At 40.4% G+C, this 16,639-nt stretch carries 17 protein-coding genes; 13 read left to right on the top strand and 4 right to left on the bottom strand.

Translation table 11 applies throughout. The annotated features are described in order from the left end of the window. Positions 1–151 precede the first annotated feature (151 nt). The 5 genes from gyrA (at position 152) to O3670_RS08335 (ending at position 6,304) form a co-directional block, all read left to right on the top strand. Positions 152–2,620, top strand: coding sequence for a DNA gyrase subunit A (gene gyrA / locus O3670_RS08355; protein WP_048790444.1), 2,469 nt, complete (start codon positions 152–154; stop codon positions 2,618–2,620). Then, positions 2,620–3,381, top strand: coding sequence for a class A sortase (locus O3670_RS08350; RefSeq protein ID WP_037600766.1), 762 nt, complete (start codon positions 2,620–2,622; stop codon positions 3,379–3,381). The genes gyrA and O3670_RS08350 overlap by 1 nt, the downstream gene beginning before the upstream one ends. 36 nt (positions 3,382–3,417) lie before the next feature. Next, positions 3,418–3,819, top strand: coding sequence for an SMU1112c/YaeR family gloxylase I-like metalloprotein (gene gloA2, locus O3670_RS08345; RefSeq protein ID WP_048790443.1), 402 nt, complete (start codon positions 3,418–3,420; stop codon positions 3,817–3,819). A 114-nt stretch (positions 3,820–3,933) separates the two neighbouring features. Further along, positions 3,934–4,902, top strand: coding sequence for a DUF1002 domain-containing protein (locus tag O3670_RS08340; RefSeq protein ID WP_201041753.1), 969 nt, complete (start codon positions 3,934–3,936; stop codon positions 4,900–4,902). Between the two features lie 139 nt (positions 4,903–5,041). After that, on the top strand, positions 5,042–6,304 hold the full coding sequence (locus O3670_RS08335; protein ID WP_201041755.1) for an NRAMP family divalent metal transporter: 1,263 nt from the start codon (positions 5,042–5,044) through the stop codon (positions 6,302–6,304). Positions 6,305–6,427: 123 nt separating this feature from the next. On the opposite strand, the gene O3670_RS08330 is transcribed toward O3670_RS08335, so the two are convergent. From O3670_RS08330 to yghU, 4 genes are all read right to left on the bottom strand, one after another. Continuing rightward, on the bottom strand, positions 6,428–6,670 hold the full coding sequence (locus O3670_RS08330) for a type B 50S ribosomal protein L31 (protein WP_003093591.1): 243 nt from the start codon (positions 6,668–6,670) through the stop codon (positions 6,428–6,430). 105 nt (positions 6,671–6,775) lie between these two features. Next, complete coding sequence (locus O3670_RS08325; protein ID WP_201041757.1) at positions 6,776–7,708, bottom strand: FAD:protein FMN transferase; 933 nt, start codon at positions 7,706–7,708, stop codon at positions 6,776–6,778. Continuing rightward, the gene (locus tag O3670_RS08320) at positions 7,695–8,639 is read right to left on the bottom strand and encodes a DHH family phosphoesterase (protein ID WP_371595998.1); all 945 of its coding nucleotides are present in this window, start codon (positions 8,637–8,639) and stop codon (positions 7,695–7,697) included. Before O3670_RS08320 ends, O3670_RS08325 begins: the two co-directional genes overlap by 14 nt. Before the next feature lie 79 nt (positions 8,640–8,718). Beyond that, on the bottom strand, positions 8,719–9,507 hold the full coding sequence (yghU, locus tag O3670_RS08315; protein ID WP_371595996.1) for a glutathione-dependent disulfide-bond oxidoreductase: 789 nt from the start codon (positions 9,505–9,507) through the stop codon (positions 8,719–8,721). Positions 9,508–9,679: 172 nt separating this feature from the next. Between yghU and add the strand changes: the two genes are divergently transcribed. The 8 genes from add to O3670_RS08275 form a co-directional block, all read left to right on the top strand. Beyond that, a complete protein-coding gene (gene add / locus O3670_RS08310; RefSeq protein ID WP_371595995.1) occupies positions 9,680–10,690 on the top strand; it encodes an adenosine deaminase in 1,011 nt (336 codons plus the stop codon). A 184-nt stretch (positions 10,691–10,874) separates the two neighbouring features. Beyond that, positions 10,875–11,471, top strand: a complete 597-nt coding sequence (locus tag O3670_RS08305) for a thymidine kinase (protein WP_247924900.1) — start codon at positions 10,875–10,877, stop codon at positions 11,469–11,471. Between the two features lie 36 nt (positions 11,472–11,507). Continuing rightward, positions 11,508–12,587 (top strand): peptide chain release factor 1, encoded by a 1,080-nt coding sequence (prfA, locus tag O3670_RS08300; protein ID WP_371595994.1) that lies wholly within the window; start codon positions 11,508–11,510, stop codon positions 12,585–12,587. After that, positions 12,584–13,417, top strand: a complete 834-nt coding sequence (prmC, locus tag O3670_RS08295) for a peptide chain release factor N(5)-glutamine methyltransferase (protein WP_155124210.1) — start codon at positions 12,584–12,586, stop codon at positions 13,415–13,417. The genes prfA and prmC overlap by 4 nt, the downstream gene beginning before the upstream one ends. Beyond that, on the top strand, positions 13,404–14,009 hold the full coding sequence (locus tag O3670_RS08290) for an L-threonylcarbamoyladenylate synthase (RefSeq protein ID WP_347095825.1): 606 nt from the start codon (positions 13,404–13,406) through the stop codon (positions 14,007–14,009). The genes prmC and O3670_RS08290 overlap by 14 nt, the downstream gene beginning before the upstream one ends. A gap of 93 nt (positions 14,010–14,102) precedes the next feature. Next, the gene (gene glyA / locus O3670_RS08285; protein ID WP_073689820.1) at positions 14,103–15,353 is read left to right on the top strand and encodes a serine hydroxymethyltransferase; all 1,251 of its coding nucleotides are present in this window, start codon (positions 14,103–14,105) and stop codon (positions 15,351–15,353) included. Positions 15,354–15,358: 5 nt separating this feature from the next. Beyond that, on the top strand, positions 15,359–16,336 hold the full coding sequence (locus O3670_RS08280; protein ID WP_073689821.1) for a nucleoid-associated protein: 978 nt from the start codon (positions 15,359–15,361) through the stop codon (positions 16,334–16,336). Position 16,337: 1 nt separating this feature from the next. Further along, positions 16,338–16,639: lysozyme family protein (locus O3670_RS08275; protein ID WP_371595993.1), on the top strand; the 302-nt coding region annotated here is incomplete at its 3' end.

The raw sequence follows: 16,639 nt of genomic DNA, 5'->3' as shown, positions 1-16,639 counted from the left end.
TGGATGTCACGAAATAATAAGGAAATAATAGATGAAAGCGTTTACACAACTGAAAATTAAAGCGTTTTATGGTATAATATTATAGAAATTTTCTATACTCTTTTATTAGAGTTTGGAATGATTTGAATGAAAGAAAAGAGGCATTTTTAGAGTGCAAGATAATAATTTAATTGACGTTAATTTGACGTCTGAGATGAAGACAAGCTTTATCGATTATGCCATGAGTGTTATCGTGTCTCGTGCTCTCCCAGATGTTCGTGACGGTTTAAAACCTGTACAACGTCGTATTCTATATGGAATGAATGAGCTTGGGGTGACACCTGATAAGCCACATAAAAAATCTGCCCGTATTACCGGGGATGTCATGGGTAAATATCACCCACACGGAGACTCATCTATCTATGAAGCCATGGTTCGTATGGCGCAATGGTGGAGCTACCGTTACATGTTGGTTGACGGTCACGGGAACTTTGGTTCTATGGATGGTGATGGGGCTGCCGCTCAGCGTTATACTGAGGCGCGTATGTCTAAAATCGCCTTGGAAATGCTTCGTGATCTCAATAAGAATACCGTTGATTTTCAAGATAACTATGATGGATCAGAACGTGAGCCAATCGTTCTTCCGTCTCGTATTCCGAACCTTCTTGTCAATGGTGCGACAGGGATTGCCGTTGGTATGGCGACTAACATCCCACCACACAATTTGGCTGAAACGATTGATGCTGTCAAATTGATGATGGATAATCCTGAAGTCACAACACGTGAACTGATGGAAGTTCTTCCTGGTCCAGACTTTCCAACTGGTGGCTTGGTCATGGGGAAATCTGGTATTCACCGTGCATATGAAACTGGTAAGGGTTCTATTGTTCTTCGTTCGCGTACTGAAATTGAAACAACTAAATCAGGTCGTGAGCGTATTGTTGTCACTGAGTTTCCTTACATGGTCAATAAGACCAAGGTTCATGAACATATCGTTCGTTTAGCTCAAGAAAAACGTATTGAAGGGATTACAGCAGTCCGTGATGAGTCTTCTCGTGAAGGTGTACGCTTTGTCATCGAGGTGCGTCGTGATGCTTCTGCCAATGTTATCTTGAACAATTTGTTCAAATTAACGCAACTTCAGACTAACTTCAGCTTCAACATGTTGGCCATTGAAAAGGGTGTTCCTAAAATCCTTTCTTTGCGTCAAATCTTGGCTGACTATATTGCTCACCAACAAGAAGTTGTGGTTCGTCGTACACAGTTTGACAAGGATAAGGCTGAGGCACGTGCTCACATTTTAGAAGGTTTGTTGATTGCCCTTGATCATTTGGATGAAGTGATTACGATTATCCGTAACAGTCAAACTGATGCTGAGGCTCAAGCTGAGTTGATGGCTCGCTTCGAACTCACGGAACGTCAAAGTCAAGCTATTCTTGATATGCGTTTGCGTCGTTTGACAGGTTTGGAACGTGATAAGATTCAAAATGAGTACAATGATCTCTTGGCTCTGATTGCTGATTTAGCTGATATTTTGGCAAAACCAGAACGAGTCATTGCTATCATCAAGGAAGAATTGGACGAAAGCAAGCGTAAATTTGCAGATGCTCGCCGCACAGAGCTTATGGTCGGAGAAGTTATTTCTCTTGAAGATGAGGACCTCATCGAGGAAGAAGATGTTGTTGTCACTCTCTCAAATAAAGGGTATATTAAACGTTTAGCCCAAGACGAGTTCCGTTCACAAAAACGTGGTGGTCGCGGTGTCCAAGGTACTGGTGTTAACGATGATGACTTTGTTCGTGATATTGTCTCAACAAGCACTCATGATCACCTTTACTTCATGACTAATAAGGGGCGTGTATACCGTCTTAAGGGGTATGAAATCCCAGAATACGGTCGCACAGCCAAAGGCTTACCTATCGTCAATCTCTTGAAGTTGGACGAAGGTGAGACTATTCAAACAGTCATTAATGCCAAGAGTGATCAAGCTTCTGAAAATAATCACCTTGTCTTTGTAACTCGCCAAGGTCTAGTTAAACGTACAAAAGAAACGGAATTTAAGAACATTCGTCAAAATGGGTTGATTGCCTTGAAACTTAGAGAAGGTGACGAGCTAATCAATGTCTTCTTGACTACTGGTAATGAAGAAATTGTCATTGGTACTAAATTTGGTTACAGTGTACGCTTCAAAGAAGACACTATTCGAAGCATGAGTCGTATGGCTGCCGGTGTTAAAGGGGTAACTCTTCGTGATGGTGACCAAGTTGTTGGTGCAGCTGCCATTACAGAAGACCAAGAAGTCTTGATTATCACTGAAAAAGGTTACGGTAAGCGTACCTCAGCTACTGAATACCCAACGAAGGGTCGTGGTGGTAAAGGTATCAAGACTGCCAATATCACAGAGAAGAATGGTAACCTAGCAGGTATTGTAACAGTGTCTGGTGATGAGGATATCATGGTCATCACCGATACAGGTGTTATCATCCGTACTGCCGTTGCTAATATTTCACAAACTGGTCGTGCCACTCAAGGGGTTAAGGTCATGCGCTTGGATGACTCTGCTCGTATTGTAACCTTTGCTTTAGTTGAGCCAGAAGAAGTTGAACAAGCTTCCGAAGATCAAGAAAGTGGTGACAACTAATGAGCAAGGATAAGAAAAATAACGTAACAAAAAAACGCCGTAAGTGGCTTGATATTCTTCGCTGGGTGTTGATTGTTGTTCTCTTAGTTGTTGGTCTAGCCTTGATTTTCAATAAGTCTATTCGAAACACAGTGATTGCTTGGAATACAAATAAGTATCAAGTGAGCAAGGTTTCTAAAAAGACTATTGAGAAAAACAAGGAAGCTAAGACTAGCTTTGACTTTGATACCGTTAAATCAATTAGTACAGAGTCTGTCTTGCAGGCACAGATGGATGCTCAAGAGCTTCCTGTCGTTGGTGGTATTGCTATTCCAGAGGTAGGTATCAATCTCCCTATTTTCAAAGGACTAGGCAATACAGAGTTGACTTACGGTGCAGGAACGATGAAAGAGGATCAAGTCATGGGTGGTGAAAACAACTATTCACTAGCTAGCCACCACGTCTTTGGTATTGCCGGTGCATCTGATATGCTATTTTCACCGCTAGATAAGGCTAAGGAAGGTATGAAGATTTATCTTACGGATAAAAATAAAGTCTATACTTATGTTATTAGTGAGGTGAAGGTTGTTCAACCAACTGAAGTAGCAGTAGTTGATGATACACCTGGCAAGTCTGAAGTTACCCTTGTAACTTGTACGGATGCCGAAGCAACTCAGCGTACAATCGTCAAAGGTGAATTGAAATCACAGGTAGATTTTGATAAGGCAAGTTCAGATATTATTGAAGCCTTTAATAAGTCATACAATCAATTTCAAAGTTAAGAAAGGGCCTTCGGGCCTTTTTCAATGGAGGAAAATATGTTTTTAAATACAGTGCACCATGTTGCTATTATTGTTTCTGATTATGACTTGTCTCGAGATTTTTATGTCAATAAACTTGGTTTTGAGATTATTCGGGAAAATCACCGTCCGGAACGTCATGATTATAAGTTAGACCTACGCTGTGGAGGTATAGAACTTGAAATCTTCGGCAATAAGACCAGTGATCCGAACTATGTGGAGCCCCCAAAACGTCCGTCTTATCCTGAGGCATGTGGCTTACGTCATTTAGCTTTCAGAGTGACTAATATTGAAGAGGTCGTCCAAGAGTTAGAACAAAAGGGTATCTCCTGCCAACCTATTCGCAAGGACACTTTTACCGGTGAAAAGATGACTTTCTTTGCTGATCCAGATGGTCTTCCCTTGGAGTTGCACGAGTAGTTTTTTTAACCTTAATTTTTTAAGTCATGGTATAATAGGTGAACGGCTGAGCCTAGAGTCAGTCGTCCTTTAGGAGATTATGGAATACTATTCTATTTTCGAAAGGAAACACATATGAAATTGAAAAAACTTCTTGTTACTGGGATGGCTATATTGGCTTCAGTAACAGCCTTTACTTCGGTTGCTCAAGCAGCAACATCATCACAAGTCCAAAAGGTTATTGATGAATCTTATGTTCAACCAGACTATGTGATGGGGTATTCATTGTCGGAAGAGCAACGAAATGAAACCTTGAATTTATTAGGGTATGATAGTAGTAAGGATACTAATGTCAAGACCTTGACGACATCTGCTTACGCCAATATCATGAATGTCGCTGACGATTCTAGTCTTCAGCTATATTCTTCGGTTAAGCTTGCTAAGCTGGGTGCTAAGGAAACCTTGAGTGTAGAGATTGTGACACCGCAAAATATCACGAAAATCACTCCAGATATGTACCGTAATGCTGCCACGACACTTGGTATTGAACATGCTAAGATTACGGTAGCAGCACCAATTGCAGTTACAGGAGAAAGTGCCTTGGCTGGTATTTACTATTCCCTTGAGCAAAATGGGGCTAAAGTTTCAGATGAAAGCAAAGAGCTTGCGCAAGAGGAACTTAAAACCCTTTCTCAAATCAATGAGGAAAATTCTGGTAAGACTGACTATGATGCAGACAAGCTTAATGTAGCTATGACTGATATTAAGTCAGCTGTTGCTGATAAAGGGGATAAGTTGACTGAAGACCAAGCTAAAACGATTGTTCAGCAAACAATTAATAATTACAACTTGAATCTTTCTGATACGCAAATTAACCTTCTGGTGAATTTTGCTATGAATTTATCTAAGTCTTCAATCATTGATAGTGCTAGCTTTAAGTCAACCTTGAGTTCACTTAAAGATTCTATCGTTTCGAAAGCTGGTAATACTTTCTCTGGAATCAACCTAAACTTTAATGCCAACAAAGCGGTTGAGAACAGCAAAAATATTTTTGCACAAATCTGGCAAGCTATCGTAGATTTCTTTACAGGACTTTCTAAATAGTAAAAGAGCTATCCATTTGGATGGCTTTTTTCTATTTTTCAGAAAATATGTGAAATTCTATTGAAATTATTCCAACAATTGTGTAAAAGGTAAACATCAATTCAGATTATTCTGAAAATTTATTTTAGGAGATTCTCTTATGTCAGAAACAAATATATCTAGTCAGTCTACCTGGCGTAGTAAAATAAAAGCAATGGGACCTGGTATCCTAATGGCTTCAGCGGCCGTAGGTGGTTCCCACATCGTTTCATCAACTCAAGCGGGTGGTTCTTATGGATGGGCCTTGCTAGGCTTGGTTATTCTAGCTAACCTCTTTAAATACCCATTCTTCCGTTTTGGTGCTGAGTATACCGCAGATACGGGTAAAACCCTTGTTGAAGGTTATGCTGAGAAAGGTAAGTTCTATCTTTGGGTATTCTTCATTTTGAATGTCTTTTCAGCCTTGGTTAATACTGCAGGTGTTTCTATTCTTTGTTCAGCTATCATTGCTAGTGCCTTTCCAATGCTTGGTTTGAGTATTACAACATGGTCAATCATTTTGGTTGCAATCATTTGGGGTATGTTACTCTTTGGTGGTTACAAACTTCTTGATGGCATGGCTAAATGGATCATGTCAGCCTTGACTATCGCAACAGTAGCAGCAGTTATTATTGCAGCAATCAAACACCCAGAGTACAGTGCTGACTTCGTTGAAAACAAACCGTGGAAATTAGCAGCCCTTCCATTTATTGTTTCACTTCTTGGATGGATGCCAGCTCCAATTGAAATTTCAGCCATTAACTCACTTTGGTCAGCAGAGAAAAAGAAAACGGTTGATTTTAACACTGATGATGCCCTCTTTGACTTTAACGTTGGTTTCATCGGAACAGCTATTCTTGCAGTATTCTTTGTAGCACTCGGTGCGCTTATCCAGTATCCAACTGGTAAACCAGTAGAAGCAGCATCAGCTAAGTATATTGCTCAGTTTGTTGGTATGTATGCCTCAGTGCTTGGTGAGTGGTCACGCTATTTGATTACCTTTATCGCTTTCTTATGTATCTTTGGTACTGTGATTACTGTTATCGATGGTTATTCACGTGTTAACGAAATTTCTCTTCGTCTTTTGTTTAACCAAAAAGAAAAAAATCAAACACCATTGAATGTTTGGATGACATTGACAGCTATTCTTGGTCTCATCATTATTTTCTTCTTCCAAGGTCAAGTAGCAACAATGCTTCGTTTTGCCATGATTGGTTCATTCCTTACAACACCTTTCTTTGCGCTTTTGAATTATATACTTGTTACAAAAGCAAAGAGAGACCTTCCAACTTGGTTGAAAGGACTTGCTATTGCAGGTTTGATTTTCTTGTTCGGATTCGCCCTCTTCTTTATCTGGGCTTTGGCTATTGGTAAAGCAGGTTAATAGGATTAAACGGTTTCCATATGGAAGCTGTTTTTTATTTTAAAGGAGGGGGGAGGAGAGATTATACCCAAGAGAATACAAAAAAACCATTCCAATTGGAATGGCTTAACAACAAGATGTTGCTTATTTGAGACCGTATTTTTTGTTGAAACGATCCACGCGTCCGTCTGCTTGAGTGAATTTTTGACGGCCAGTGTAGAATGGGTGTGAATCTGATGAAATTTCTACACGGATAAGTGGATAAGTTTCACCTTCGAATTCAACTGTTTCATTTGAGTGTTTAGTTGAACCGCTAAGGAATTGGTAACCAGTAGTTGTGTCCATGAATACTACTTGACGGTAATCTGGATGGATATCTTTTTTCATGTTAAAATATTTCCTTTCTGCCATGGTACTTTCCGCACCATAGTTTTTTTAACTATTTTAGTTTATCAAAAGGTGGTCTTCTTGACAAGTCTTTTTTACTATTTTTTAGGAAATTCGCATTTTGTAAATGCCGCCTGTCTGAAAGCATCGATTATCTTTATCAACGATGATAGCTTCAAGATTTGGTTGTGAACTAACTTCCTGGAAAATGCGTTCTAGACTTGAGCCAAATAAACGTGTCGTCCAAATTTCACAATCGACTGAGAGGGATGAAATAATGGTAAGACTAGCTAGATTACTAGAGACAGGGTAGCCAGTTTGACTATCGAAAATATGATGATAGGTTTTGCCATTTATTTCAAAAGTGCGTTCATAGATTCCTGATGTGACAATAGACTGGTCTCTTATAGCAAGCACCATAAGATTTGTGTTTCTAGTCTCCTTGGGATTTTGAATACCAATCCGCCATTTTTTATCAGGATTATGGAGAGCTGGTCCAAAGGTTAGAACATTACCTCCAAGATTGATTAGGGCACTGGTCACTTTTTCTGCTTTAAGAAAATCTGCAATACGATCTGCAATATATCCTTTTGCCAGGGCACCAAGATCAATTTTCATCCCTTTTTCTTTGAGAAAAACGCTTTGATTTTCCTCGGATAGAACAATGGCATTGGGATTGATAATTTGCAGGAGCGGAGGAATTTCTTCAGGCAGAGGCAGCTTGGCATCCGAAAAACCAATGCGCCAAGTCTGAATGAGAGGTCCTATGGCAATGTTAAGGTGACTTTCAGGTTGGCAGCTATGCCATTTTCCAAGAGCAATAAGTTCAAAAAGCTCTGGGTGAACCGTCACCGAATGTAAGCCTGCTGCCTTGTTAATTTTCATGAGTTCGGAACTGTCATCATTGGCTGAGAAACGCTTATTGTAGGTATGTAGGAGTGCTTCAACCTGGTCTAGCAGGGGTTCTGGTTCTTCATGATAGATAGAGACGTCAATCACAGTCCCCATGAGACGTACACGACGATTAGTGAGTTGCATGGGCAACGGTATCCTTGATTTCTTGATAGATTTGTTCGTTTTCGTCTAAGCTGTAGGAATTGGCACCACTAGCAAGTGGGTGGCCTCCACCGTCATGACGTTTAGCAATCTCGTTGATGACAATGCTTTTACTGCGCAGACGTACACGGTAATGCCCTTCAGGCAGCTCTACGAAAATAGCCCAAGATTCGACGCAATCAATACGACCTGGAGTGCCAACAATTGCAGAACTTTCAGCATCAGTGACATTGAATTCATCCAAAACCTTTCGTGTCAAGACAACTCGAGCTGCACCATTTTCATCGACTTCTAGATTATCGAAAACATAACCTTGTAATTTAGCAATTTTGAATGGGAAACTATCCATACGACGAGCCATTGCTGCAAAATCAAAGTCGTATTCACGAAGTTTAGCCGCAATTTGAAGTGTTTTAGGTGTCGTAGACGGAAAGAGGAAGCGACCTGTATCGCCAACTATTCCATTATAGAGAACACGTGCAGCCGCATCTGAAAGGGCTAAACCGACAGTGAGGGCCCAGTCTGTCACAATTTCGCTGGCACTTGAAGCAGTAGTATCAATTAAAAGAAGGTCTCCGTAAGCATCATCGTTAGGATGGTGGTCAATTTTGATAAGAAAGTCGCCCTTACTATATCGGTCATCATCAATACGAGGAGTATTGGCAGTATCGGTAACGATAACAAGAGCTCCTTCATAATCCTGATCAGCTACTTCGTCCATCTCAGCAATCCAAGATAGAGTTGGTTCATTGATACCAGTTGCAAGGACCTTTTTATCTGGAAAGTTTGTTTTCAAAATTTCCTTCAAACCTACTTGACTACCGATAGCATCGGGGTCTGGTCGCTGGTGGCGATGAATAATAATAGTGTCATAAGCTTTGATTTTTTCTAAAATAGCTTGAAATACAGTCATAAAAATCTCCTTGTGATTTTTTTCTATTATATCATGAAACAATAGAAAAACGGTTAGCCTAGGCAAACCGTTACAAAAATTAGATATCTTTATATTCGACTTCAAGTCCGCGTTTAACTGCTGGACGGTTAGCAATTTTCTCAGTCCAAGCTTGAAGGTGCTTGTATTCTTTTACATCAAGAAAAATACCAGCCTTATCCCAAATCTTATCTTGGGCAAGACGACCATACCAGGACCAGATAGCGATATCAGCGATGGTGTATTCATCCCCAGCAATATAAGGTTTGCTTGCTAATTCTTTATCCAGCAAGTCAAGTTGGCGTTTGGCTTCCATGGCAAAGCGGTTGATGGCATATTCGATTTTTTCAGGTGCATAGTGGAAGAAGTGCCCAAAGCCACCACCTAAGAAGGGAGCAGCACCTGTTTGCCAAAAGAGCCAGTTGAGAACTTCCGTACGTTTTGCGTAATCAGTTGGAATGAGTTTTCCGAATTTTTCAGCCAAGTAAAGCAGGATGTTAGCTGATTCAAAGACACGAACCGGTTGGTCTTCAGAGTAATCCATCATGGCTGGAATCTTTGAGTTTGGATTGATCGAAACAAAGTCGGATCCGAATTGGTCACCGTCACCAATCTTAATACGATAAGCGTCATAGCCTGCTTGAGTCACACCGAGTTCTTTCAGTTCTTCAAGCATGATAGTTGCCTTGATACCATTAGGTGTCGGAAGAGTATAGAGTTGGAAAGGTTGGTCACCTTTAGGTAAAGTTTGTTCAAAACGTGCACCAGCTGTAGGTTGATTGAGGCCGCCCCAGGCACCTCCCATAGAGGTTGGATTTTGCCAAACTTCTGGTAAAATATAGTCAGACATAAAGTTTCTCCTTGTATTCTTGATAGTTACATCCTAACAAAATGCTAATGGCATTTCAAGAATCTACTACGTCCTATTAGCGCGACACCTTGACTTTTTCTATAAGAATGATAAGATAGTAAAAATTAATTTTTAACTGATAAAAACATATTGTTTAGAGAGGAAGAAAAGAATGACTGCTATTGATTTTCATAAGTTGGCTAAAACAGAACTACACTGCCATTTGGATGGTTCTCTATCATTGGAAACTATTCGTCACCTAGCTGACTTAGCAAAGATTGAGTTACCTAAGGATGATGCGGAGCTCAAACACCATGTGACAGCCCCGGCTACCTGTGAGAGTCTCCTAGATTATCTAGAGGCTTTTGATTATATTCGTCCTTTGCTTCAAACAAAGGAAGCTTTGACTATTGCGGCTTATGATGTCGCTAAACAGGCTGCTCTTGAAAATGTTATCTATATTGAAGTGCGTTTTGCTCCCGAATTGTCAATGGATAAGGGGTTGACTGTCGCTGAAATCATTGATGCCGTTTGTCAAGGCTTACGTCAAGCTCAAGAAGAATTTGGAATTGTAGCTAAGGCCCTAGTTTGTGGCATGCGTCAATCCAATCAAGATTTAACGGCTCGTATTCTTAATGAAGCAAATAAGGTTGAAGATAGTGACTTTGTTGGTTTTGATTTTGCCGGAGATGAGCATCATTATGGACCTAAAGCGATTAAACCTCTAATTGAACAAGTCCAAAGTTACAACCGTCCCATGACTTTTCATGCTGGTGAGTGTGGTTGCCCAGCCTTTTTGGCTGAGTCGATTGCCATGGGAATTAAGCGTAATGGCCATGCAACGATCTTGGCTCAAGAGCCTGAGCTTTTGGAAGAGTTTGTCAAAAATGGTGTCACAGGAGAGTTATGTTTAACAAGTAATCTGCAGACTAAGGCAGCCGTTACAGTTGCTGATTTTCCTTATCTAAAAATGAAAGCAGCAGGTGCGAATATTACCATTAATACAGACAATCGTACCGTTTCGGATACAAACCTTACCAAAGAGTACGAACTCTATCACAAGCATTTTGATAGCTCAGTGCAAGACTTTTATGCTCATAATAAGACGGCAATCGAAGCTTCATTTGCTAGTGACGAGGAGAAAGAAGAACTTCTTGAAAAATTGGCTAAAGCATATTCATAAGAAGCTATTAGACTGGTGAAATGTTATTAGGATGATAAGATTGAACCATTTGAAACACAAGTCAAACCTATTATAAAAATAAGGGAGTGAGGCGAACTTTTTTCAAAAATTGTTCAGTCTCTCTCCCTTTTACGCTTGGAATTATGATAAAATAAGTACAATACATATTTTAGAGGAGACTGGTTTGGCACAACTTTATTTTCGCTACGGCACCATGAATTCTGGGAAATCCATTGAGATTCTTAAGGTTGCCTATAATTACGAAGAACAAGGAAAACCAGTGGTACTAATGACCAGTCGTTTGGATAATCGAGATGGGGTCGGCTATATCTCTAGTCGTATTGGCATGAAACGGAAAGCCTATCCTATTGGTGATGATACGGATATTTTTGGTTACATTGCTAATATGGTTCCACGACCTTACTGTGTTTTAGTTGATGAGGCTCAGTTTTTGACCCGTGCGAATGTCTATGATTTGGCACGAATTGTTGATGAGTTAGATATCCCAGTGATGGCTTTTGGTCTCAAAAATGATTTTCAGAACAATCTCTTTGAAGGTTCTAAATACCTTTTGCTTTTGTCTGATAAGATTGATGAGATTAAGACCATTTGTCATTATTGCTCAAGAAAGGCAACTATGGTTCTTCGTATGGAAGATGGGAAGCCAGTTTATGAGGGAGCACAAGTTCAAATTGGAGGACACGAGAGTTATATCTCTGTTTGCCGAAAGCACTGGTTTAATCCACCTCACGAAAACATAATCCCTTTGAATAAGGCCTAAAATGACTATTAGTTATATAAGGAGTAAACATAACAAATGAATATTTATGATCAGTTACAAGCGGTTGAAGACCGTTATGAGGAATTGGGTGAATTGCTTAGTGACCCTGAAGTCGTTTCAGACACTAAACGTTTCATGGAATTATCGCGTGAAGAAGCAAATACTCGTGAAACTGTGACAGCTTACCGTGAGTACAAGCAAGTCATCCAAAGTATCTCAGATGCTGAAGAGATGATTAAGGAAGCAAGCGGTGATCCTGACTTGGAAGAAATGGCTAAGGAAGAACTCAAAGAATCCAAAGCCGCTAAAGAAGAGTATGAAGAACGTTTGAAAATTCTTCTCTTGCCAAAAGACCCTAATGATGACAAGAATATTATCCTCGAAATTCGTGGGGCTGCAGGTGGTGATGAAGCTGCCTTGTTTGCTGGTGATCTTCTAGCTATGTACCAAAAATACGCAGAAACACAAGGTTGGCGCTTTGAGGTTATGGAAGCCTCTTATAATGGTGTCGGTGGTATCAAAGAAGTGGTTGCCATGGTTTCAGGGGAATCCGTGTATTCTAAACTCAAATATGAATCAGGAGCACACCGTGTGCAACGTGTGCCTGTGACTGAAAGTCAAGGTCGTGTTCATACCTCTACAGCAACTGTTTTGGTTATGCCAGAAGTTGAAGAAGTAGAGTACGAAATTGATCCTAAGGACCTTCGTGTTGATATCTATCACGCTTCTGGTGCCGGTGGTCAGAACGTCAATAAGGTTGCGACTGCGGTTCGTATGGTTCACATTCCTACTGGAATCAAAGTAGAGATGCAAGAAGAACGTACACAACAGAAGAATCGTGATAAAGCTATGAAGATTATCCGTGCGCGTGTTGCGGACCACTTTGCTCAAATCGCCCAAGATGAACAAGATGCTGAGCGTAAATCTACTGTTGGTACAGGGGATCGTTCAGAGCGTATCCGTACGTACAACTTCCCACAAAACCGTGTAACGGATCACCGTATTGGTTTGACCCTTCAAAAATTAGATACGATTTTGGCTGGGAAAATGGATGAAGTCATTGATGCTCTAGTTCTTTACGATCAAACTCAAAAATTGGAAGAGCTTAACAAATGATTTTAGCGGATGTCCTGGCTGACTATGAGAAGCAGCTTGATGCTGTTGGCGAAGAGCCAGAGGCCCTTTCCTTCGTTTATCGTGGTTTGAAGCAATGGGACTTGACTCATTTTGTTCTTCAATTGCGTCAAGAAGTTTCAGAGGAAGATGCAGAGTTGTTAGCTTATGTATTCAGCCAACTAAAGAATCACAAGCCTGCTCAGTATATTTTGGGTTATGAAGATTTTCATGGCTTGCGTTTTCAGGTTGATGAGCGTGTCTTGATTCCACGTCCTGAAACTGAGGAACTAGTGGATTTGATTTTAGCGGAAAACCCTAGCTCAGAGCTCAAGATTCTTGATATCGGAACTGGGAGTGGTGCTATTTCGGTATCTTTGAAAAAGAATTGCCCCTTTTGGCAAGTAACAGCTAGTGACTTGTCAGCTGACGCCTTAGTACTTGCTAAAGAGAATGCTAAGCTAAATCAGGCAGACATTAACTTTGTGCAATCGGATGTTTTCGAAAATCTTTCTGATAGTTTTGATATCATTGTGTCAAATCCTCCTTATATTTCTGAAAATGATAAGAACGAAGTTGGTATCAATGTCTTGGCTAGCGAGCCCAAAATGGCTCTGTTTGCTGATGAAGAGGGACTTGCTATTTATAGACAGATTGTTGAGGACGCAGATAAGTATTTAACTCCAAAAGGAAAGCTCTACTTTGAAATTGGCTATAAGCAGGGCCGTGATTTGAAGAAACTCTTGTCTCTACATTTTCCTGATAAGCGTGTGCGTGTTCTTAAGGACCAATTTGGGCAAGATAGAATGGTCGTGATGGATGATGAAAAGTAATAAAGTGTTAAGAGAAATCTTGGCTGACGGTGGAGCAGTTGTCCTTCCCACAGAGACTGTTTATGGTCTATTTGCTAAGGCTTTAGATGAGCAAGCTGTTGACCATGTTTATGAGCTAAAAAATCGTCCCAGAGATAAAGCCATGAATTTGAATGTCGCTTCTTATGAAGATATCCTGTCCTACTCAAAAGAGCAACCCAAGTATTTGAAACAATTGTATGATGCTTTTTTGCCTGGGCCATTGACCATCATTTTAAAAGCTAATAGTCAAGTACCTAAGTGGATTAATTCGGGTTTGGCGACAGTTGGCTTCCGTTTGCCAGACCATCCTGTCACTAGAGAGCTGATTCAAGCGGAAGGGCCTTTGATTGGTCCATCTGCTAATAAGTCTGGGAAGGCTAGTGGTCGTTATTTCGACGATATTAGAGTACAATTTGATTTTCAGGTGACTGGCTATCAAGATGATGATGCCTTGTTAGGGGTAGATTCGACGATTTTGGATTTGTCTGTTTCACCTGCTAGGATTCTCAGACAAGGGAAAATTACAAAAGAAGACCTATTGGCGGCTCTACCAGAGTTGACCATAGAATAAATGACTAACAGAGACCTATGGAAGTGTGAGATAACTTCCAACTATATGTGGGTGAGTTGATTGAAAGCCCATTAGACCTCAAAGGAGACCTCTATGATTTTTGATAAAGAAGATTACAAAGCATTTGACCCTGAACTATGGAACGCCATCGATGCTGAGGCTGAACGCCAACAAAACAATATTGAGTTGATTGCCTCTGAGAACGTGGTATCTAAAGCTGTTATGGCTGCTCAAGGAACTCTCTTGACTAACAAGTACGCAGAAGGCTATCCAGGTAAACGTTACTATGGTGGTACAGACGTGATTGATGTGGTTGAGTCTCTTGCTATTGAGCGTGCCAAAGAACTTTTTGGAGCAAAATTTGCCAACGTGCAACCTCACTCAGGTAGCCAAGCCAATGCTGCTGTTTACATGTCATTAATCCAACCAGGTGATACGGTTATGGGAATGGATTTGTCAGCGGGTGGTCACTTGACACACGGTGCACCAGTTAGCTTCTCTGGTAAGACCTATAACTTCGTCGCTTACAATGTGGATAAGGATACTGAACTCCTTGATTATGATGCCATTCTTGCGCAGGCTAAAGAAGTGCAACCAAAACTCATCGTGGCTGGTGCTTCAGCTTACTCTCGTATCATTGATTTTGCTAAATTCCGTGAAATTGCCGATGCTGTAGGTGCTTATCTCATGGTAGATATGGCTCACATTGCAGGTCTTGTGGCGTCTGGTCATCACCCAAGTCCAGTTCCTCATGCACATGTGACAACTACAACAACTCACAAGACGCTCCGTGGTCCTCGCGGTGGTTTGATTTTGACTGATGATGAAGCTATCGCTAAGAAATTGAATTCTGCAGTCTTCCCTGGTTTGCAAGGTGGCCCTTTGGAACACGTTATTGCTGCTAAGGCTGTTGCTCTTAAAGAAGCACTTGACCCTGCCTTTAAGGAATACGGTGAAAATGTTATCAAAAACGCAGCTGCTATGGCTGATGTTTTCAATCAACATCCAGATTTCCGTGTTATCTCAGGTGGCACTAACAATCACCTCTTCTTGGTTGATGTGACTAAGGTTGTTGAAAATGGTAAGGTTGCGCAAAACGTTCTTGAAGAAGTTAATATTACTTTGAACAAGAATGGTATTCCTTATGAGCAGTTGTCTCCATTCAAAACATCTGGTATCCGTGTTGGTAGTCCAGCCATTACGAGTCGTGGTATGGGTGAAGCTGAGAGCCGTAAAATTGCTGAATTAATGGTACAAGCTTTGGAAAATCATGATAAACCTGAAGTTTTGGAACACATTCGTGGAGAAGTTAAAGCTCTTACAGATGCCTTCCCACTCTATTAAAAACTATGTTAGATTTATATATTAAACGCATTATCATTCACCAGTTTTCGCCAAATGATACGGAGCTGGTTTTAGCTGAAGGACCTCTTGAAATAACGCCTCGCTTAGATGAGTATTTTCGAAAGAAACTCTCTAAAGTTTTCTCAGATGAGGCTAAACGGGGCTATTTCGATGCGGAAAATGTTTTTATCAGTCATCTAGGAGATGATTTGATGGAAAGTTCTGTTAAAATTTCCCAACTTTGGAAGGAAGAATTTGTCATTTCTGAAGATCAAAAGACCAATGATTTGGTCTTTATTCAGTTTGATAAAGAAGGGCAAGAATATTTTGCTTTCTTGCGTATTGCTCTCAAGGACAGTTTGATTCATTCTTTGGGAGATGGCCAACATCCTATTCAATTGTCACAAAATAATTTGCCATCTGCGGCTCAGACACCTGATGAAGCTTTGGTAATCAATCGTAGTAGTAAGCAGTATTATTTGATTGAAAAGCGAATCAAGCATAATGGAAGCTTTGCCAATTATTTCTCTGAGAATCTCTTGCAGGTCCAGCCTGAACAATCTGTCAAGAAATCGATTAAGATGGTCGAAGATACTGCTCAGAAGATTGCCGAGAATTTTAATCAGGATGACTTTAATTTCCAAGGAAAAATGAAATCAGCTATTTTTAATAACCTGGAAGAAGACCAAGAGTTATCACCTGAAAAATTGGCAGATCAGCTCTTTGATAATAATTTGACAGCTCGTTTGACCTTCGTTGATGAGCTTAAAGAGGTTATTCCTGAACCCATTTCGGTTTCAGATATTGACCATTCACGTCAAATTAAGAAATTGGAGAATCAAAAATTATCGTTATCGAACGGAATTGAGTTAATCGTGCCTAATAATGTTTATCAGGATGCCGATAGTGTTGAATTTATTCAAAATCCTGATGGCACCTACTCTATTCTCATCAAAAATATCGAGGATATCATCAATAAATAATATGTTTAAATGGATAAGACGTCTGGCAGTTTTTGTCGTAGTCCTCATCTTAGGTATCCAATGTTATCGAATCCATGCCAATGTTCAACATGTCTTAACCTATGAATCCATGGTTAAGGAGGTATTGGCTGAGGACGACATTGATAATACAACCAATGTCGATTTGGTGTTGGCTATGATTTACACAGAAACCAAGGGGAAGACAGATGACGTGATGCAGTCCAGTGAAAGTTCTACAGGGGTGACTAACTCCATCACAGATCGAAAAGAAAGTATTCGTCAAGGGGTGACGGTGCTGTCAGA

This window comes from Streptococcus sp. 27098_8_74 (genome assembly GCF_041431705.1).
Taxonomy (GTDB): Bacteria; Bacillota; Bacilli; order Lactobacillales; family Streptococcaceae; genus Streptococcus; species Streptococcus salivarius_E.
This window is presented reverse-complemented; position numbering and strand designations above follow the sequence as displayed.